This is a genomic window from Nonomuraea sp. IBHARD001, from assembly GCF_056106265.1.
In genome coordinates, this window is sequence record NZ_JBWBBW010000002.1 from 6,854,332 (window position 1) to 6,875,785 (window position 21,454).

General features: G+C 72.7%; 7 protein-coding genes. All 7 read right to left on the reverse strand.

Annotated elements, in window-relative coordinates:
* Positions 1 to 2: 2 nt before the first annotated feature.
* The 7 genes from ACTWNK_RS32855 to sbnB all read right to left on the reverse strand — a co-directional run bounded on the left by ACTWNK_RS32855 (position 3) and on the right by sbnB (position 21,454).
* Entirely contained in the window at positions 3 to 10,838 is a 10,836-nt protein-coding gene (locus tag ACTWNK_RS32855; RefSeq protein ID WP_474308797.1) for a non-ribosomal peptide synthetase, read from the reverse strand.
* Between the two features lie 243 nt (positions 10,839 to 11,081).
* Complete coding sequence (locus ACTWNK_RS32860; protein WP_474311047.1) at positions 11,082 to 12,971, reverse strand: AfsR/SARP family transcriptional regulator; 1,890 nt, start codon at positions 12,969 to 12,971, stop codon at positions 11,082 to 11,084.
* Positions 12,972 to 12,986: 15 nt separating this feature from the next.
* Positions 12,987 to 14,684 carry an acyl-CoA dehydrogenase gene (locus ACTWNK_RS32865; RefSeq protein ID WP_474308798.1) on the reverse strand — a complete coding sequence of 566 codons (1,698 nt, stop codon included), beginning with the start codon at positions 14,682 to 14,684 and terminating at the stop codon, positions 12,987 to 12,989.
* Positions 14,681 to 15,580, reverse strand: coding sequence for an ornithine carbamoyltransferase (locus ACTWNK_RS32870; protein ID WP_474308799.1), 900 nt, complete (start codon positions 15,578 to 15,580; stop codon positions 14,681 to 14,683). Before ACTWNK_RS32870 ends, ACTWNK_RS32865 begins: the two co-directional genes overlap by 4 nt.
* The gene (locus tag ACTWNK_RS32875; RefSeq protein WP_474308800.1) at positions 15,577 to 20,289 is read right to left on the reverse strand and encodes an amino acid adenylation domain-containing protein; all 4,713 of its coding nucleotides are present in this window, start codon (positions 20,287 to 20,289) and stop codon (positions 15,577 to 15,579) included. The genes ACTWNK_RS32870 and ACTWNK_RS32875 overlap by 4 nt, the downstream gene beginning before the upstream one ends.
* Positions 20,286 to 20,459, reverse strand: coding sequence for an MbtH family protein (locus ACTWNK_RS32880; protein WP_474308801.1), 174 nt, complete (start codon positions 20,457 to 20,459; stop codon positions 20,286 to 20,288). The genes ACTWNK_RS32875 and ACTWNK_RS32880 overlap by 4 nt, the downstream gene beginning before the upstream one ends.
* A 14-nt stretch (positions 20,460 to 20,473) precedes the next feature.
* Positions 20,474 to 21,454: a 2,3-diaminopropionate biosynthesis protein SbnB gene (sbnB, locus tag ACTWNK_RS32885; RefSeq protein ID WP_474308802.1), complete on the reverse strand. Its 981-nt coding sequence runs from the start codon at positions 21,452 to 21,454 to the stop codon at positions 20,474 to 20,476.

The following is a 21,454-nucleotide window of genomic DNA, read 5'->3' on the forward strand; positions in this document are numbered from 1 at the left end:
TCTCATTCGTTGTCCCAACCGGTGGCAAGATCGTCGATTTCTTCCTGGCTCAGCTCGATCAACGGCAGGTCGGACGGGGTGTGCCCGCCCGCGTCGCCCTGTCTGACATGGGCGACCAGGCCCCGCAGCGCCTCGGCCCACAGCTCGGCGAGCTCCTCCACCTCGCTCCTGGCGATCAGGTCGGCGGGGAAGCTCCAGGCCGCCTCCAGGCGTGGACCGCCCGGCTGGTCGTAGGTGACGGCGTTGATCTCCAGGGCGTGTCCCACGGGCATCCGGGGGCGTGGCGCCGGGGGCAGGGCGGGCCCGGCGTCGTGCTGGACCCGGCCGAGATAGTTGAAGCCGATCTGCGGCGTCGGCAGTCCGGCCAGCCGGGCTCCCGTGGCGGGGTTGAGATGGCGCAGCATCCCGAACCCGACGCCGTTCTCCGGCACCGCGCGCAGCTGCTCCTTCACCCGCTTCACGGCCACGCCGACCGCCGCTCCCCCGGCGCGGACGTCCGCCCAGCCGGTGTGCCCGGTGTCGACGGCCACGGGGAAGAGGCTGGTGAACCAGCCGGTCGTACGCGAGAGGTCGACGCCTTCGACGACGTCCTCCCGGCCGTGTCCCTCCAGGTCGAGCAGCACCGCGCCGGTCGCGACCGAGCGCCTGGCCCGCCACTCGGTGACCGCCAGGCCGAGCGCGGTGAGCAGCACGTCGTTGACACGCCCGTAGAACGCGGCGGGCACGGCGGTCAGCAGCGGCTCGGTGATCTCCACGGGCAGTGCGACGCTCACCTCGGCCGTCAGGTCGCAGGTGTCACGCGCCGGATCCAGCGGGCGCGCGCCGAGCAGCGGGTCCGGCGTCGCGAGCACCTGGGTCCAGAACGGCGTCTGCGCGACCCTGGCGAGATCGGCTGACGCCTCCCCCAGCAGCCGGGCCCAGCGGCGGAACGAGGTCGGCACCGGGTCGAGCGCGACCGGCTCACCGGCGGCCAGCGCCGCCCACGCGGCGTGCAGATCGGGCAGCAGGACGCGCCAGGACACCCCGTCGACCAGCAGGTGGTGCAGCACCAGCAGCATCCGGCCGGGCGCGTCCTCGCCGTGGTCGAACCAGACGGCCCTGACCAGCACGCCCGCGTCCAGGTCCAGATCGGTCACGGCCGTGTCCCTGACGGCCGCGACCTCGGCCTGGCCGAGCCCGGCGGCGTGCACGTGCCGTACGACGGACGAGGCGTCGAGCGTGCCCCTGTCCGGCACCGTGAGCCGCCACGGCCCGTCCGCCCGCGACAGCCGCATGCGCAGCACGTCGTGGTGGTCCAGGAGCTCCTGGAGCCCCTGGACGACCTGCTCCAGCCCCAGACCGGCGGGCGTGGGCAGGAAGGCGGACTGGTGGTGCGCGTCGGCGGACCCGCCGTGCTCGCTCAGCCAGGCGATGATCGGCGTGAGCGGCACCTCGCCGATCGCCTCGGCGGGGTCCTCGGCGGCGACGGCCTCGACCGGCCGCATCACGGCGGCGAGCGCCTCCATGCGCTGATGGGTGAAGACGTCCCTCGGCGTGATCTGCCAGCCGGAGCGCAGCGCCCTGGCCGAGAGCTGGATGGTCATGATGCTGTCGCCGCCGAGCTCGAAGAAGCCGTCGTCGAGCCCGACCCGCTCCAGCCCCAGCACCTCGGCGACCAGGGCGCAGAGCAGTTCCTCCTGCTCGGTGCGCGGCGCCCGGTGCGCGGCCAGGTTCTGCGACCACGGCTCGGGCAGCGCCCTGCGGTCGAGCTTGCCGTTGTGCGTCAACGGGATCGCGTCGATGGGCACGACCGCGGCGGGCACCAGGTAGTCGGGCAGCAGCGCGGCGAGATGGGCGCGCATCTCCTCGGGGCCGCCGGCCTCCGGGCCGGGCACGACATAGGCGACCAGGCGCTTGACGCCCGGCTGGTCCTCGCGGGCCACGACGACGCTCGTGACGACGTCGGCCCGCCGGTTCAGCACGGCCTCGACCTCGCCGGGCTCGATGCGGAAGCCCCTGATCTTGACCTGTTCGTCGGCGCGTCCGAGGAAGTCCACCTGCCCGTCCGCACGCCATCGCACGACGTCACCCGTGCGGTACATGCGCTCGCCCGGCGCGCCGTACGGACAGGGCAGGAAGCGCTCGGCGGTCAGGCCGGGCTGACGCAGGTAGCCGCGCGCCAGCCCGTCGCCCGCGACGAACAGCTCGCCGGGCACGCCGGCGGGCAGCGGCCGCAGGTGCTCGTCCAGCACGTACACCCGGCTGTTCAGCACCGGCCTGCCGATCGGCGGCGCGGCCCCGGGGACCGCGTCGGCTACCAGCGCGGCGACCGTGAACTCGGTGGGGCCGTAGGCGTTGAACATGCGGCGGCCGGGCGCCCAGCGTGCGACCACCTCGGCCGGGCACACGTCGCCCGCGGTCACCACGCTCTCCCAGCGCGGGTAGGCCCGCTCGGGCAGGGTCGCCAGCACCGGCGGCGGCAGCACCGCATGGGTCACACCGGCGCCCTCCAGCAGATCGGCGAGCTCGGCGCCGCCCAGGCAGTCGGCGGGCCGCAGCACCAGCGCGGCCCCGGGCGCCCAGGCCATGACCATGTTGGCGACGGAGGCGTCGAACCCGAACGAGGCGAACTGCAGCACCCGCGAGGTGGCGGTGATCGCATAACGCTCGCTGTTGTCGACGGCCAGCGAGGCCAGCCCCCGGTGCGTGACGACCACGCCCTTCGGCGTCCCGGTCGAGCCCGAGGTGTAGATGACGTAGGCGGGCTGGTCGAGCGCGATCGGGCGTCCGGGATCGGCGGCCCGCCCGGCGACCTCCTCGATCAGCAGGACGTCGTGCTCCCCCGCCAGCCTGGGCGCCAGGTCCCCTGTCGTCAGGACGAGCGACGGCCGCGCGGCCGACAGGAGCTGGGCCAGGCGCGCGTCCGGGTAGTCCGGGTCCAGCGGCAGGTAGGCGGCCCCCGACTTGGCGACCGCGAGGATGGCCACCACCAGCTCGACCGAGGTGGCCGCGGCCACCGCCACCAGCCGTTCGGCCCCGGCTCCCCGCTCGATCAGCGCCTCGGCCAGCCCGTTCGCACGTGCGTTCAGCTGGGCGTAGGACAGTTCGACGTCCTCGAAGACCAGGGCGGTCGCGTCCGGCGTGCGGGCGGCCGTGGCCTCGAACAGCTCGGGCAGGGTACGCGCGATGCCCGCACGCGCGTGGTCGTTGCGCTCGTACAGCAGCTCGTCGAGCTCGTCGCCGGTCAGCAGGGCGGCGTCGCCGATCGGCCGGTCCGGGTCGCCTGCGACCTCGCTCAGCAGCCTGCCCAGCATGGCCGCGAGCCGCTCGGCCGTCTCCGGCTCGAACAGGTCGACGGCGTAGTTCAGCTCGCCGCTCAGCCCCGCCGGCTCGCCGCTCGCCGTACGGTGCTCGGTGAGCTGCAGGAGCAGGTCGAACTTGGCCACCCTCTCCTCGAACACCTCGGGGCGTACGGCGAGGCCGGGCAGGTCCAGGTCGGCGTGCTCCTCGGGGGCCAGGCTGAGCATCACCTGGAACAACGGGTGCCTGCCCGCCGACCGCTCCGGCGCGACCATGTCGACCAGCCGCTCGAACGGCAGGTCCTGGTGGGCGAAGGCCGAAAGGTCGCTCTCGCGCACCCGGCCGAGCAGCTCGCGGAACGACGGGTCGCCCGAGGTGTCGTTGCGCAGCACCAGGGTGTTCACGAAGAAGCCGACCAGCCCGGCCAGCGCCTCGTCGGTGCGCCCGGCCACCGGCGCGCCGATCGGGACGTCGCTCCCGGCGCCCAGCCTGGTGAGCAACGCGGCCAGCCCGGCCTGCAGCACCATGAACATGGTGGCCCGCTGACCCGCCGCGACGGCGGCCAGCGCCTGATGCGTCGAGGGGTCGACACGCAGCTCGACCGAGGCCCCTCGGTAGGACGAGACGGCGGGCCTCGGCCGGTCGGCCGGCAGTGCGATCTGCTCGGGCAGTCCGGCCAGTGCCTTGGCCCAGTACTCCACCTGGTCGTCGGCCGCCTCCAGCACGTCGCGCTGCCACAGCGTGTAGTCGGCGTACTGCACCGGCAGCGGCTCCAGCTCCGGAGCCTCGCCCCTGGCCCTGGCGGCGTAGGCCGTGGCCAGGTCGCGGGCCAGCGGGCCCATCGACAACGCGTCTCCCGCGATGTGGTGCACCACGATCAGCAGCACGTTCTCGTCGGGGGCCTGCCGGAACAGCCGGGCGCGTACGGGCAGCTCGGTGGCCAGGTCGAACCCCTGGCTCGCCGCCTCGCTCAGCGCCTCACGCAGGCGGCCAGGCTCGACGTCGGTCACGGGCACCTCGATCGAGGCGTCGGGCACGATCGCCTGCCTGGGCACGCCGTCGGTCTCGGGGAAGACGGTGCGCAGGCTCTCCTGCCTGGCCAGCACGTCGGCGAACGCCTCGGTGAGCGCGCCCACGTCCAGCGTCCCGCTCAGCCGCAGCGCCGCCGGGATGTTGTAGGTCGCGTTCGGGCCCTCCATGCGGTTGAGGAACCACAACCGGCGCTGGGCGAACGACAGCGGGAGCGGATCGGGCCTGAGCGCCGGGCGCAACGGGGCCTGGACCCGGCCGGAGGCGTCGGCCAGGTGCCTGGTCAGCGCGGCGACCGTCGGCGACTCGAAGAGCAGCCTGATCGGCAGCTCGACGCCGAGCACCGAACGCACCCTGGACACCAGCCTGACGGCCGACAGCGAGTTGCCGCCGGTGTCGAAGAAGCTGTCGTCGATGCCGATCCCGTCCACGCCGAGCACCTCGGCGAACAGGTCGCACAGCACCTCCTCGCGTGCCGTCCTCGGCCTTCGGCCAGGCGCACGGCCGCCCGTGTCCGGGGCGGGCAGGGCCTTGCGGTCCAGCTTGCCGTTGGCGGTGACCGGCAGCCGCTCAAGCACCACGACCGCCGAAGGGACCATGTAGCCGGGCAGGTCCCGGGCCACGAAGTCGCGCAGCTCGGCCAGGTCGACCGGCGAGCCGAGCACCACGTACGACACCAGGCGGGGGTCGGGGCCGCCTTCCAGGACGGTCGCGGCCTCCAGGACGCGAGGGTGTGCGGCCAGCGCCGACGAGACCTCGCCGAGCTCGATGCGGTACCCGCGGAGCTTGACCTGGTCGTCGGCGCGGCCGAGGAACTCCAGCGTGCCGTCGGCCCGCCATCTGGCCAGGTCGCCGCTGCGGTACAGCACGCCGCCGCCGAAGGGGTCGGGCACGAAGCGTCGCGCGGTCAGCTCGGGACGCCCGAGGTAGCCCCGTGCCACGCCCGGCCCGCTGACGCAGATCTCGCCCGGCGTCCCCACCGGGACCGGGGCGCCGAACCTGTCGAGCAGGTGCACGCGGCTGTCGGCCAGCGGCCTGCCGATCGGATTGCCTGCCCCCGGCTCCAGGTCGGCCTCGGTGATGCGGTGGAAGGTCGTGTGCACGGTCGTCTCGGTGATGCCGTACATGTTCACCAGGGCCGGGCGGTCGATGCCGAACCGCGACGTCCATGGGCGCAGCTCGGCGATCTCCAGCTTCTCCCCGCCGAACACGACGTGGCGCAGGGCCAGGTGGTCGAGGCGGGGGTCGCCCTCCCTGGCCAGGGCGACGAGGGAGCGGAAGGCCGACGGCGTCTGGTTCAGCACGGTGACCCGGTGGCGGATCATCAGGGCGAGCAGGTCGTCGGTGGAGCGCACCTCGTCGAGGGAGGGCACGACGACCTTGCCGCCGTACAGCAGCGCCCCCCACAGCTCCCAGACCGAGAAGTCGAAGGCGTAGGAGTGGAACAGCGTCCACACGTCGTCGGCGCCGAAGTCGTAGTGCCGTGCGGTGGCCTCGAACAGGCTGGTGACGTTGCGGTGCGTGACGCCCGTGCCCTTCGGCCGTCCGGTCGAGCCCGAGGTGTAGATGACGTAGCACAGGGTGCCCGCCGAGCCGGAGGCCACGGGCGCGGTGTCCGGGCAGGCCGACACGTCGCCGAGCACGAGCGCGCCCGGCAGGTCCGCCGCGCGCCCGGCATCGGTGATCACCACCTTCGCCCCGGAGTCGGCCAGGATGTAGCTCAGCCGATCGGCGGGCTGCTGCGGGTCGAGGGGCAGGTAGGCGGCGCCGGACTTGAGCACGCCGAGCAGTGTGGGCACCAGCTCGGCGCCGCGCTCCAGGCACACGCCGATCAGCGTCTCCGGCCCGGCGCCGAGGTCGAGCAGGCGGTGGGCGTACCTGTTGGCCTTGCGCTCCAGCTGCGCGTAGGTCAGCTCGTCCTCGCCCGAGACGACCGCGACGGCGTCGGGCGTCAGCGCGGCCTGCCGTGCGAAGAGCTCGTGCAGTCGTTCGCGCGGCGCGGTGATCGGTTCCGGCCCGGCGAATGCGGCCAGCAGGCTCTCGTCGCCGTCGGGCAGGAAGGTCGCCAGCGCGTCGCCGCCGGGGTCGGCCGCCATCGCGGCCAGCACCTTGCGATACATCTCACCGAGCCGGGCGGCGTCGGCCCTGCCGATGACGGCGGTGTCGACACTGATCCCGATGTGCCCGACCCGTACGGCCACGCCCAGCGGGAACTCCGTGGGGCTGTCGTCGATGCTGGCCAGGTAGTCGACGAGCCCGGTGTCGACCTGGTGGAAGTCCAGATAGACGAACATCGTGTCGAGCAACCGGCCGCCACCGGCCAGCTCCTGCTGGATGGCGGGCATCGGGAACTGGCGGTGCCGCCACATCGCGCGTTCCCCGGCGAACGTGCGCTCGACCAGGCCGCGCCAGGTCCTGGCGCCGGTCTCGTGCGCGAAGGGCAGCGTGTTGAGGTACATGCCGTAGACGCTCTCCGCGCCGACCACCTCGGGCCTGCCGTGGAAGACCACGCCCGCGAGGAAGGACTCCTCCTCGGTGAGCTGGCTGAGCACCTTGAGATGGGCGGCGAGCAGCACGCTCTTCATCGGTACGTCGGCGCTCTCGGCCAGCCGCCGCAGCCCGGGTTCGAGGTCGAGGAAGGAGACGGCCACGGTGTGGCTGCGCCTGTCCGGCTCGCCCGTCCCGGGGGCGAGGGTGAACTTCGGATGGCTGCGGACGATGTCACGCCAGTAGTCGCGTTCCTCCTGCGAGGCCAGCGCCCGCAGCTCGGCGGCGATGAAGTCGGCGTAGCGCAGCGAGGGGGCCGTCCACGCCTCCGTCTCGCCGCCGTCCCGCAGCCGCCGGTAGCCGTCGAGCAGGTCCATCAGCATCGAGTGATGGCTCCAGCCCTCCATGACGGCGTGGTGCTCGGTGACCGACAACCACCACGAGCCGTCGGCGCAGGTGTGGGCGGCCAGGCGGATCAGGCACGGCCTGCCGATGTCGTCGAAGGGCCGGGCGCGCTCGGCCGCCACGTGGGCCCGCATGGCCTCCTCGATCGCCGCGTCGCCGAGGTCGCCGAGGTCCGCCACCGTGACCGCCATCTCCGCCTCACGGTGGACCAGCTGCATCGGCACCGAGTACGTCGTCATGTCGATCGCCGTGCGCAGCGCCTCGTGCCTGGCGACGAGCGTGGCGGCCGAGCGGCGCAACGCCTCGGGCGAGAACGGCTGGCCGTCGCGGATCCTGAAGGAGGTGGCGTTGTGGTAGACGCGCATGTCCTGGTCGGCCATCATCTCGGCGACCATCCCCGCCTGCACCCGCGACAGCGGATAGGCGTCCACGACGCCGCCTGGCACCTTCGCCCGGTCGGCGGGCGAGATCAGCTCGAACGGCTCGACGTATCCCTGGACCGGCACCTGGGTGCGCTCCTGCCCGACGGCGGCGGCCAGGGCCGCGACGCTGCGGTGCTCGAACAGGTCGCTGACGCCGACGTCGAACCCGGCCTCCCTGAGCGTGCCCGCCAGGGCGACCGCGCGGATGGAGTCGCCGCCGATGTCGAAGAAGCCGTCGTGCACGCCGACCTTGTCCACGCCGAGCACGTCGCTCCAGACGGCGGCGATGCGCTCCTCCGCGCCGGTGCGCGGGGCCACGTAGTCGCCGCGTGCGCTCAGCTCGTCGCGGCCGGGCGCGGGCAGGGCGCGGCGGTCCAGCTTGCCGTTGTTGGTCAGCGGGAAGCGGTCGAGCACGACGAACGCCGACGGCACCATGTACTCGGGCAGCTCCCTGCCCAGGAACTCGCGCAGCTGCGCCGGTGCGGGCACGTCGTCGCCGATCAGGTAGCCGACGAGCTGCTTGTCGCCCGCCGATCCGCTCTCCCTGAGCAGCACGACCGCCTCGGCGACCGCGGGGTGCGCGGTGAGGACCGTCTCGATCTCGCCGAGCTCGATCCGGTATCCGCGCAGCTTGACCTGGTGGTCGATCCGGCCGAGGAACTCCAGGCTGCCGTCGGGGAGCCTGCGGGCGAGGTCGCCGCTGCGGTACATGCGGGCGCCCGGCTCCTGGCCGAACGGGTCGGGCAGGAAGCGCTCGGCGGTCAGCGCGGGCCGGTTGAGGTACTCACGGGCGACACCGCCGCCGCCGACGTGGATCTCACCGGGAACGCCGATCGGCGCCAGGTTCCCCCACCGGTCGAGCAGATGCACCCGGAGATCGGCCAGCGGGTACCCGACCGGGTTGCCCGCGCCAGGCCGGAAGTCGTCGGGGGTCAGCGCGTGGTAGGTCGTGTGCACGGTCGTCTCGGTGATGCCGTACATGTTCACCAGGACGGGCTTCAGCAGGCCGAACCTGGCGATCCACGGCGCCAGCTCGGCGAGCTCCAGCCTCTCCCCGGCGAAGACGACCGCGCGCAGGGCCAGCCCGTCGAGTCCCGGGTGTCCCTGCCTGGCCAGCCCCACCAGGCCGCGGAAGGCCGACGGGGTCTGGTTGAGCACGGTCACCCGGTGTTCGACCAGCAGGGCGAGCAGGTCCTCCGGCGAGCGGGTGACCTCACGCGCCGGTACGACGAGCGTGCCGCCGTACAGGAGCGAGCCCCACAGCTCCCACACCGACACGTCGAAGGCGTAGGAGTGGCACAGCGGCCAGACGTCGGCCGAGGAGAACCCGTAGTGGCGTTCGGCGGCGCGCAGCAGGCGGACCACGTTGAAGTGCGTCAGGCACACGCCCTTCGGCCGGCCCGTCGAGCCGGAGGTGTAGATGACGTAGATCAGGTCGCGGACGCCACCGGCCACGCCGAGGTCCTCGCCCGAGCAGCCGTCGACGAGCTCCCGGTCCCGGTCGAGGTCGACGGTCACCCCCCGGTAGAACCCGGCCACGGCCCCGGCCTGGGCGCTCGACGTGATCACCACGGAGGTCGCCGCGTCCTCGACCATGAACGCGAGCCGGTCGGCGGGCTGGGCCGGGTCCAGCGGCAGGTAGGCCGCGCCGCACTTGAGCACCGCCAGCAGGGCGGGCACGAGATCGAGGCCGTTGCCCAGGCACACGCCCACGAGCGAGCCCGGCCCGACGCCCTGCCCGCGCAGGTGGCGTGCCAGCCTGTTGGCCCTGGTGTTGAGCTGGGCGTAGGTGAGCTCGGTCCGCTCGAACACCACGGCGGTCGCGTCCGGCGTGCGGGCGGCCTGCCGCTCGAACAGCTCGTGCACCCGCGCCTGCGCCACCGACGGCTCGGCGGCGCCGCGCTGCAGGGCGAGTTCGGCCGCTCCGGCGAAGTCGAGCGTGGCCACCCTCGCCGTGGGATCGGCGGCGACGGCCCGCAGCAGCCGGACGTAGTCGCCCGCCATCCGCTCCATGGTCGAGACGTCGAACAGGGCGGTCGCGAACTCCAGCTTGGCCCCGAGCGCGGCGTCGCCGCCGTCCTCGACCAGCAGCGTCAGGTCGAACCGGGAGAAGCGGGAGGAGCCGGAGATCGGCGTGAGCGTCAGCCCGTCCATCGGGAAGGCGGCCCGCTCGCCCTGCTGCACGGTGAAGGCGACCTGGAACAGCGGCGTCCTGGACATGTCACGCTGCGGCTGCAGCCTGTCCACCAGCAGCGCGAACGGCATGCCCTGGTGGTCGAAGGCGTCGGCGACCGAGCGGTGCGAGGCGGCGAGCAGCTCGTCGAAGGCGGCGTCGTCCTCCCACTGGGCCCGCAGGACCAGGCTGTTGATGCCGTAGCCGATCAGCGCACGCGTCTCGGGCCTCGATCGGCCCGAGACCATGGTGCCGACCGGGATGTCCGTCCTGCCGGTGTAGCGCGACAGCAGGGCCTGGAAGGCGGTCAGCAGGACGGTGAACAGCGTGGTGCCGTGCTCCCTGGCGAGCAGGCGGAGCCGTACGGCCAGGTCTTCGGGGATCTCGAACTCGAACACGTCGCCCGAGGGGTCCCTGCGGTTGGGTCTCGGCCGGTCGGCGGGCAGGTCGAGCGGTTCCATCCCGGCGAGGCGTTCCTGCCAGTAGTCGAGGTGGCGGCGGTGCTCGGTCTCCTGGGCGCGTTCCCACACCGCGTAGTCGGCGTACTGGATGCTCAGCGGGGTCAGGCCGGAGGCGCGGCCCTGGCGGTGCGCGGCGTAGAGCTCGCTCAGCTCACCGGTCAGGACGGAGAGCGACCAGGCGTCGCAGGCGATGTGGTGCAGGACGACGACCAGGGCGTGGTCGTCGTCGGCCAGGCGGGCGAGCGTGGCCCTGACCGGCCACTCCTTCTCCAGGTCGAAGGGGGTCAGCGCCTCGCGCTCGGCGAGTTCGGCGATGGCCTCGTCCCGGTCGGCGCGGCCCGCCAGGTCGATCGTCGTCAGACGCGGGTCGCCCGGCTCGTCGACGACCTGGACGGGTTCGGTCCCGGCCATCGGGTAGCGGGTGCGCAGGACCTCGTGCCTGGTGAGCACCTCCCGCCACGCGGCCTCCAGGGCCCGGACGTCGAGCGGGCCTCGGATGCGCCACGCGGCGGGGACGAGATACTCAGGATTGGCCGGTTCCAATCGGTTGAGGAACCACAGTTGCTGCTGGCCGAAGGACAACGGAAGTCGCGTGTCCCGATCGGCGACGGGAATACCCGGGACGGATTTTCCCCTGCGCGCAATCCGAGCGTCGATGCTCCGGCGGAGCAACTCATCACGATCGGGATTCCAGATTGGCTCGTTGCGCATCCCGGTTACTCCCTAGACAGGTGGTTGGCCAGCTGGGAGTGAGCATTTAATTGTTCTCTATACGGGTTCTATACAGAGATAGGCAGTGCGGTTCCCGGCCTGTTCGGAGTTACCTCATCTGAGGCTGAGACCACTCATCTGCATCGAGGCCTTCGTCATACGGCCGAGCGCCGCCTGACGCTCGCACGAGGACTCCTCCTGTACGACGTAGTCCAGGGCGAGCGCGCGGACCAGGGCGTGGAAGCGGTACTGCGGCGGGATCTGGCGCGAGCCGGGCTCACTGTCCAGCAGCCGGGCGTCGAGGAGCTCCTCGATCAGCTCACGGGCCTGCGTGACCTTGGTGTTGAGCACGACGGCCGCCATCCACAGGGTGAAGGCGGGCACGTCCAGCAGGGCGAGCAGCCGGAAGGCGCGCCGCGTCGAGCACGGCAGGGCGAGATAGCTGTGGCTCAGCCGGTCCCTGACGGTCACATCGGCGATCCCCAGCTCGTCCAGGCGCCGGCGCTGGTTCTCCAGCCGCCTGGCGAGATGGCCGAGCGACCAGTGCGGCTTGGCGACCAGCCGTACCCCGGCCAGGCGCACGCCCAGCGGCAGGTACCCGCACAGGGCGGCGATCCGGTCGGCCCCTTCGGGCTCGGCCTCGACGCGCTCGGCGTCGATGATCCGCCCGAGCAGCGCGACCGCGTGCGGCGCGGTCAGCACGTCCAGGTCCATCCTGGGCACGCCGTCCAGCGCCAGCCGGTTGCGGCCGGTCACCAGCGCCGCGCTCCTGGGGCCCGGCGGCAGCAGCGGACGCACCTGCTCCTCGCTCGCGGCATTGTCGAGCAGCACCATCATCCGCTGGTGTGCCATGCGGCTGCGGTAGAGGCGCACGCGCTCCTCGAACGAGGACGGCACGCCGTGCGGCTCCACGCCGAGCGAGAGCAGCATCTCGCCGAGCGCGTCGAAGGGCGAAAGCGGCCGGGGCGAGAGCCCGCCGAGGTCGACCCACAGCTGGCCGCCCGGGTAGCGCTCCAGCACCTGGTGGGCCACGTGGACGGCCAGCGAGGTCTTGCCGACGCCGCCCATGCCGCTGATGACGCAGCCCGCGGTGACGCCCTGGCGCCCTTCGCGGCCGAGCGAGGCGACGAGTTCGGCCGCCTCGGCCGCTCTGCCCGTGAAGTCGCCCAGGTCGGGCGGCAGCTGCACCGGCCGCAGGTGGGGGGTGACGGTCAGGCGCTCGCCCGGCATGTCCAGCGCCGGGTCGCAGACGAGCACCTTGCCGTACAGCTCGCGCAGCTCCTGGCCCGGCTCGGTCGACAGCTCCTCGGCCAGCAGCGCGCGCAGGTCCTCGAAGGCGTTGACGGCGTGGGCCTGCCGTCCGCAGCGGTACAGGGCGAGCATGAGCTGGCCGCGCAGGCGCTCGCGCCACGGGTGCAGGGACACCAGCCCGGTCAGTTCGGCCACCAGGTCGGCATGCCTGCCCGACAGCAGGTCGGCGTCGACGCGGTCCTCAAGCGTGGCGAGCCTCGCCTCTTCGAGGCGGGGGCGCTCCACGGCGGTGAGCATGTCGGTGGCGCCCGACAGCGCCGGGCCCTGCCACAGGGCGAGCGCCCGGCGCAGCACCCGCGCCGCCTCGCCCGCCGACCCGCCCTCCAGCAGCGCCTTGCCCTGCCCGGCCAGCCGTTCGAAGGCCAGCAGGTCGACGGTGTCGGGGTCGACCTCCATGAGATAGCCGGGCCGCTGCCTGACGATGGAGACGCCGAGCTTCTGGCGCAGTCTGGAGACGTAGATCTGGATCTGCGCCTCGGAGGTGCCGGGCAGTTTCTCGCCCCAGAGCATCTCCGCGATCCAGGAGTCCGACACGACCCGCGATCTCGCGAGCAGGAGAATGGCCAGAAGTGTGCGTATCTTGGTGGCGCTCAGTTCGACCGGGCCCGATTCACCGCCGGCTGAAATCGGGCCGAGAATGAAAAAACGTAAAGCTCCGCCGTCGTCGTTCAATGGAACCCCCGAATTCACCATCACTTGGTCGGGATCCTAAGTGTGTATCGGCTCGGCGCTCAACCCTTCACGACCCCTATGAAAAGGGACGAATCGCTGCCCATAAGGGGCCAGTGGCCTGGCGATCACATCGAAGGTACGGCAGGCGTCGAGCCGGGCGAGCAACTCGGCGAACACCACGCCGCCCGCCTTGCCGAGCGGCTCGCGCGTCTCGTGGCCCAGCCGTACGGCGATCCTGCGCAGGGCGACCGTCTGCCAGGCGGCCGTGAACGTGCCGTCGCGCACGGCGCCGACACCCGCGCACGCGGCGGCGGCCAGCAGGAAGGCGTACTGCTCGGCCATGGCGAAGGTGGCGGCCGACGCGGTCACCGTACGTTCGCCCGGCGGCAGGTCGAGGCAGGCGGCGCGCAGCCCGGACAGGCGGCCGAGGAAGAAGGCCCGCAGGTCGGTGTCCTGCACCTGCTCCAGGGCCGCCGACAGGCTGTCGTTCCCCCGCGCGTCGGGCGTCAGGCGGTCGAAGTCGAGTTCGGGCAGGCCCTCGTCGAGGGTGAACAGCTGCCTGGGCGCGGGACCTGCCCGTCCCCAGCTGCGCCTGGCCAGTCTGGGCAGCTGCGCGATGATCGTGGCCAGGCAGGCCGCACCGCTGGAGTGCGCGAGCCCGGCCACGGCGAGGTCCCTGTGGTACTTCTGGAAGACGCCGTAGGGCCCCTCGCGGATGTAGGCGCGTGCGCCCATCAGCGTGAAGAGCTCGTAGGAGGCCGAGTCGAGCAGCGCGCACACCGTGTACTTGCAGGCCGCGGCCAGCACACTGCCCTGCTCGGGCAGCAGGTGCAGCGCGCGTCCCGCCACCGCGCCGAACGCGTCGCAGACCAGGAGGTCGGCGAAGACGCCCGTCAGGCAGTCGCGTGCGGCCGGGATCTCGGCCACCGGCCGCCCGTAGAGCACACGCTCGCCCGCGAAGCTCGCCGCCAGCCGCAATTGCGTGTCCAGGGCGCCGACCGCGATGGCCGGAAGGGCGACCCGCGTCACCTGGAACGCGCGCAGGGCGACCTCCAGGCCGCTGCCCGGCGCGCCGAGCACCGCGTCGGCGGGCACCCGGCTGCCGTCGAACCGCACCCCGCCCAGCGGCGTGGCCCGCAGGCCGGAGGTGTGGTGGCGTTCGAGGATGCGGTAGTCGTCCAGCCCGGCCATGTCCATCAGCATCATCGAGTGGCTGCGGCTGCCCGGCTCGTCGGACGTCCTGGCGAACAGCGTGACGGCACGCGCCCTGGCGATGTTGTTGATGAGCTGCTTGGTCCCGGTCACGACCAGCGCGTCCCCGCTCGGCCGCGCGCGCACGGACATGCGGGTGAAGTCGGCGCCGTGCGCCAGCTCGGTGAAGGCCGCCGCGGCCCGCTCGCCGCCGAGCAGCCGGTCGGCCAGCCATCGGCGCTGGGCGTCGTCGCCCGCCGCCCACACCGGCGCCGAGGCGATGAAGCTGGTGACGCCGTAGCCGATGCCCAGCGTGGGGTCACGCCTGAAGACCGCCCGCACCGCCTGGACCAGCGAGTCGACGTCGACGAACGCGCCGCCGAGCGAGGCGGGCACGAAGTGGTCGGCCAGCCGTACGGTGTCGAGGATCGACTCGCCCGCCGCGAGGAGTTCGCCGCGTTCGTCGGCGGCGAGCACCTCGGCGAAGCCGGTGGGGTTGGCCGGGTCCCAAGGGTCGCCGAGCAGGTCCTCCAGCCTGCTCACCGGCACCACTCAAGGACGGCCGTGGCGCTGTGCAGCTTGTTCTCGGCCTGGTCGAAGACGATGCTGTGCGGCCCGTCGATGACCTCGGCGGTCACCTCCTCGCCCCGGTGCGCGGGCAGGTCGTGCATGAACGCCGCATTCGGGCTCGCGCGCCAGAGGTCGGCCGTCACCTGGAAGGGGGCGAAGACCTCGCGCCAGTTCGGATCTGGCTTGGCGGTGCCCGTGGTCTGCCAGCGCGTGGTGTAGACGACGTCCAGGTTCTCGGGCAGGTCCCGCATGTCGTGCCGCTCGACGACGACCTTGGGGTCGACCCGGTCGAGCACGTCCTGCGTCAGGCCGTAGCCGGGCGGGGTGCGCAGTTCGAGGCTGACCGAGTCGTACCTGCTCAACGCCAGGGCCAGGGCGGCGGCGGTGTTGTTGCCCTCGCCCACGTACAGCAGGCGCAGGCCCTCGATCGCGCCGAAGCGCCACAGCAGGGTGGTCAGGTCGGTCAGCGCCTGGGTGGGGTGTTCGTCGGCGCTCATCGCGTTGACCACCGCCATCCGGTCGCCCGCCGCGAACGTCCGCATCTCGGCGGGGTCGCCTGCCGTACGGGCGACGAGGACGTCCAGCATGCGCTCCAGCACCCTGGCCGTGTCCTCGATCGTCTCGCCGGTGTTGGTCTGCAGGTCGCCAGGTCCGAAGGAGACGACGTCGGCGCCCAGGCGCAGCGCGCCCGTGGTGAAGGCGGTGCGCGTCCTGGTCGAGGTCTTGGCGAAGTAGACGCCCGCGATCCGGCCCGCCAGCGGGCGCGAGGCGCCGCCCTCGCCGTTGCGGTGGTCGAGGCCACGGGCGACCAGGTGACGCAGGTCGTCGTCGGACAGGTCGTCGATCGAGATGAGGTGCTTGGGTGTCATACCGTTTCCTCCAGAGGGAAGTCCTCGGCCAGCAGGTCGGCCGCCACGAGGCCGGCCAGCCCGGCCAGTTCCGCATGCTCGAAGACCTCCCGCGCGCCGAGCTCAACGCCGAGCTCCTCCTGCACCCGCGAGATCATCTTCAGGACCAGGAGCGAGTTGCCGCCCAGGGCGAAGAAGTTGTCCCTGACGCTGACCTTGTCGACGCCGAGCACCTCCTGCCAGATCTCGGCCAGCAATGACTCCAGCGCGTCGCGCGGCGCGACGAACGCCGCCGCGCCCGTCGCCTCGCGTCCGGGCGAGGGCAGCGCGGCCCGGTCGAGCTTGCCGTTGACGGTGAGGGGCAGCCGGTCCATGACCACGATCGCCGCCGGAACCATGTACTCGGGCAGCGTCCTGCTCAGCGCCAGCTTCAGCTCGCCCGCGTCGATGCTGTCGCCGACCGGCTCGACATAGCCGACGAGGGACCGCTCGCGCAGGACGACCACCGCGTCGCGGACACTGGGCTGGTCGAGCAGCAGGGCCTGGATCTCGCCCAGCTCGATGCGGTAGCCGCGGATCTTGACCTGCTGGTCGGCGCGGCCGACGAACTCCAGGCCGCCGTCGGGGTTGCGTCTGGCCAGGTCGCCGCTGCGGTAGTACCTCCGGCCGCCCGGCGCGGGCAGGAAGCGCTCGGCCGTCAGCGCGGGCCGGTTGCGGTAGCCGCGCGCCACGCCCGGTCCGGCGACGAAGATCTCGCCGGGCACGCCGACCGGCGCCTCGCCGCCGTGCTCGTCCAGGAGGCGTACCTCCAGGTCGGCGAGTGGCGTGCCGATCGGGCTCCCGTGATCGTCCTGGCCGATCGGGTGCAGGGTGGTGTGGACGGTCGTCTCGGTGATGCCGTACATATTGATCAGGCGGGGGCGCTCGACGCCGAACCTGCGGATCCACGGGGTCAGCTCGCCGATCTCCAGCTTCTCGCCGCCGAACACGACCGCGCGCAGGGCGAGCTCCCCCAGACGGGGATCGCCTTCTGCGGCGAGCGCGGCCAGTTGCCTGAAGGCCGAAGGCGTCTGGTTCAGCACGGTCACGCGCTCGGCGCGCAGCAGGTCGAGGAAGCGGCCGGGGTCGCGCACGACGTCCTTGGGCACGACGACGAGACGACCGCCGTACAGCAGCGCGCCCCACATCTCCCAGACGGAGAAGTCGAACGCGTAGGAGTGGAACAGCGTCCACACGTCGCCAGGGCCGAAGGCGAAGTCCCGCTCGGTCACCGTGAACAGGCGCAGCACATTGGCATGCGTCACCTCCACGCCCTTGGGCCGCCCGGTCGAGCCCGAGGTGTAGATCACGTACATCACGTCGTCCGGCGCGTTCCGCACCTGCGGGTCCTGGGCGAGCAGCCCCGGCTCCAGCGTGTCGAGCAGCACCTGCGTGCCGCCGAGCCCGGCGCCGAGCCCGCTCGTCGTCACCACCAGCTCGGCGCCCGCGTCCTCGACCATGTACGTGAGCCGCTCCCTGGGCTGCTCCGGGTCGAGCGGCACATACCCGGCGCCCGCCTTCAGCACGGCCAGCAGGGCGACGAGCAGGTCGGGGCCGCGCTCCAGGCACACGCCGACCAGCCCGCCCGGCCGTGCCCCACGGGCGATCAGCTGTCCGGCCAGGTGATTGGCCCTGCCGTTCAGCTCCGCGTACGTCATGGCGTCCACCGCGAGCGCGTCGGGCGTGCGGGCGGCACGCGCCTGGAACACCTCGTGCGCGCACAGGGCCGACGGGCTCTCGGTCCGCGCGGGATGCTCGAAGTCGGCCAGGTCCACGGCCGAGAGCCTGAGCGCGGGCCGCGCCGCGACGTCGCGCAGGAGCGTGAGCAGGCGTCCGGCCATCCGTGCGGCCGTCGCCTCGTCGAACAGCGCCGTCGCGTACTCCAGCGAGGCCAGGACCGAGCCGTCGGGCCGCCGCTGGGCCAGCAGGCTGAGATCGGTCTTGGCGATCAGCCAGGATCCGGCCATCACCTCGGCGTCGGCCGCATCCAGCTCGGTGTCGGTATGGCCGACCTCGTGCAGGTCGAACGTCACCTGGTAGATCGGCGTCCTGGCCAGGTCACGCCGGGGCTGGAGCTCGTCCACCAGCCGGTCGAAGGGCACACGCTGGTGCGCGAAGCCCGCACGGCAGACGGCGTCGACCCGGGCGACGGCCTCCTCGAACGTCGGGTTGCCGCTCAGGTCGACGCGCAGGGCGAGTGCGTTGAGGAAGAAGCCGACCGTGTCGCCGAACTGCTCGTGCTCGCGCCCTGTCACGGGGGTGCCGACGGCGAAGTCCCGCTGGCCGCTGTGGCGCGAGAGCAGCATCGCCCACGCCGTCAGCAGGGTGGCGAACAGCGTCGCCCCCCGCTGCCTGCCCCAGGCGCCCAGCGCGCCCGCCAGCTCGGCCGGGATGTCGAAGGTGAGCATGGCACCCCGGTGGTCGCGGTGCGCGGGCCTGACCCGGTCGGCCGCCAGCTCCAGCGCGGGCACGCCCGCCAGATGCGCCCGCCAGTACGCGAGGTCGTCCGCGAGCGTCCCCGCCGTGAGGGTACGGCGCTGCCAGGCCACGTAGTCGGCGTACTGCAGACCGGCGGGCGGCAGGTCCTCGCCCGCGCACAACGCCCGCAGCTCCCGGTCCAGCACGACGGAGGACCAGCCGTCGCACGCGATGTGATGCACGGTGAGCACCAGCAGGTCACCCGCCAGTACGGCACGCCAGACCGGCCCCGCCGCCAGGTCGAACCCACGGGCGAGCTGCCCGGCGACCACCGCAGCCAGGTCCTCGCCGTCGGCCGCGACCCTGAACTCGACCGGCGACTCCTCGTCGACGACCTGACGTGGCTCGCCGTTCACCGCGACATAGCGGGTGCGCAGGATCTCGTGGCGTGCGGCGAGGCGGGTCAGGGCCGACCGCACGACGCCGGGGTCGGCCGCGCCCAGCCTGATGAACACGGGCGCGACCCATTCCGGGCTGCCCGGCTGGATGCGGTCCAGCAGCCACAGGCGGCGCTGGCCGTGCGAGAGCTCCATGAAGGGCTCGCGCCCGGCCGGGCCGATGGGCTCGGCGCCCGCGCCCGCTCCCTCCACCAGGGTGGCCTGGCCCGCCACCGTGGAGACGGTGTAGAGGTCGGGCACGGGCAGGCCCAGGCGGTTGGCGAGCTTGGTCAGCAGCAGGGAGGTGCCGCCGAGCTGGAAGAAGTCGTCGTCGGCGCCGACACCGTCGACGCCGAGCAGCTCGGCCCAGACCCCGGCGACCCGGTGCTCGGCCGGGGTACTCGGCCGCGAACGGGCGACGGGTTCGGCATGCGCCTTGAGCGCACCTCGGTCGATCTTGCCGCTGGGCAGGACCGGCAGGCTCTCGTGCAGGACGTACCTGGTCGGCACGTGGGTGTCGGGCAGGATCTCCCGGGCGAACAGCCGAAGCTCGGCGGGAGCCGCCAGGCCCGCGACGTGCGCGACCAACCGGCCCGACGACTCGACCACGGCGACCGCGCGCACGGCCGGGTGTTCCTGCAGCGCCGCCTCGATCTCCGCGGGCTCGACCCGGACGCCGTTGACCTTGAGCTGCTCGTCCAGCCTGCCCATGAAGTGCAGGACGCCGTCGGCCGACCAGCGCACCAGGTCGCCGGTGCGGTACAGCCGCTCGCCCTCGGCGAAGGGGTCGGGCACGAAACGGTCGGCCGTCAGGCCCGGCCTGCCCAGGTAACCGCGTCCGACGCCCGGTCCGCCGACATACAGCTCGCCGGGCACGCCGACGGGCGACAGCTCCCCCTTGTCGTCGAGGACCCGCACGCGCATGCCGGAGATCGGCCTGCCGATCGGCACCGCGTCGGCCGGCTGGGCGGGGTCGACCAGGTGGGCGGTCACGTCGATGGCGCACTCGGTGGGGCCGTAGGTGTTCCACATCGCCAGCGAGGGCAGCGCCGCCGCGCGGACCAGCGAGGCGTGCAGCGGCTCGCCCGCGCTGAACAGCAGCCGCAGCGAGGTCAGCCCCGCCCAGCCGGGCTCGCGGACCAGCTCGCGCAGCAGGGAGGGCACCACCTGCAGCACGGTGACGCCGTGCTCGCCGGCCAGCCGTACCAGTGTGGCCGGGTCGCGCTCGGCGCCGGGCGGCGCGACGACCACCGTGCCGCCGCTGACCAGGGGGGCGATCATCTCCCAGCCAGCGGCGTCGAAGGTGAGCGACGTCTTGTGCAGCAGCCTGTCGTGCGGGCCGAGCGCGTGTGTCGAGGTGGTCCAGCGCACGCGGTTGGCGATGCCCGCATGGGTCACCACGACGCCCTTGGGACGGCCGGTCGAGCCCGATGTGTAGATCACGTAGGCCGCGTCGGCAGGGTCGACCGGCACCGCCGCCGCCTCCGGCGTGGGCAGCGAGCGCAGCAGGTCCGGTGTCAGCACGATGGCGGGGGCGGCGTCGGCGTAGATACGCTCGCGGCGCTCGCGCGGGTGCTCGGGGTCCATCGGCAGGTAGGCGGCGCCGCTGCGCCAGATGCCGAGCACCGCCACGATGAAGTCGGCACCGCGGGGCACGTTGACGCACACGACGTCGCCCCTGCCGATGCCCCACTCGCGCAGCAGATGGGCCAGGCGCGCGGCCCTGCGGGTCAGCTGGGCGTAGGTCAGGCTCGTGCCGCCGTCGACCACGGCCACACCACCCGGTGTGGCGGCGGCCTGCCGCCACACCAGGTCGCCGAGGAGGGCTTCGCTCACCTCAAGCTCCGGGGACGCATGTCGGTCCAGACCTTCTCGATATGGCGAAGGCACTCGTCCTTGGTGCCTTCGGCGCCTTCGTGCTGCCATCCGGAGGGCAGGTCACGGTCGGCCCACCAGATGGAGTACTGCTCTTCGTCGTTGAGTACGACGAGATACCTGTCGCTCATGTCGGCTTTCTCCTTCATGCGGGTTGCTGAAAGGCCTCGACGGTCAGGCCGTGGCCACGGGCGCGGGCCTGCTCGAACACGTACCTGGCCAGCGCCATGTCGAGCGCGCCGAGGCCGAAGGGGGAGAAGATGATCGGTGAGTCGCCGCCGGGCAGCGAGGCGGTGCCGCGCAGCAGCCCGCCGATGGTGGCGTGCACGAAGGAACGCCCGCCGACGGCCAGTTCGGCCAGATGCAGCGAGGTGCGCTCGCGCAGGGCGTGGTCGACGTCGTCGACGACGTTGCGCGCGGCCAGGACGGTCGACGGCGTGAGGTCGCGCAGCGAGATGTGCAGCACGATCGCGCCCGGCCTGGCGCCTTCCAACGTCATGTGCGGCTCGACCGCGGTGGTCGCCAGCGACAGCACCCCGGCAGCGGCCACGGCCTCGGCGACACTGCCGGCGAGCCGTACCTCGATCCCGGGGCGCAGCGCGCGTGCGCGCTCGCCGAAGGCCTCGGCGCGCGGGCGCGAGAGGTCGAAGAGGGTCAGCTCCGACACCTCGGGCAGGAAGCGCAGCGTCTCGAAGTTGATCAGGCCGCAGCCGATCATCGACAGCGCCCGCACGGGGCTCGACCCCGCGAGGGTCTGGGCGGCGACGGCCGCGGACGCGCCGGTGCGGGTCGCGGAGATCTGCCCGCCTTCGGCGAAGGCGATCGGCTGTCCGGTCTCCATGGAGTTCAGCACGATGGTCGCACTGGCCCTCGGCAGTCCCTTGCCGAGATTGCCGGGGAAGGAGGCCACCCACTTGATGCCCGCGATCGGCTGCTCGCCTCCCACGAAGGCGGGCAGGCCGATGATGCGGTCGGCGCCGCGGCCGGGGAAGCGCAGGAAGGTGGAGTGCGGTACGACGGTCTCGCCCGCGTCGTGCTCGCGGTAGGCGGCGCGTACGAGGTCGAGCACGGCGGCGTCGGCGTCGCGCAGGACGTCGCGCACGTCGTCGTGTCGGAGGATCAGCAT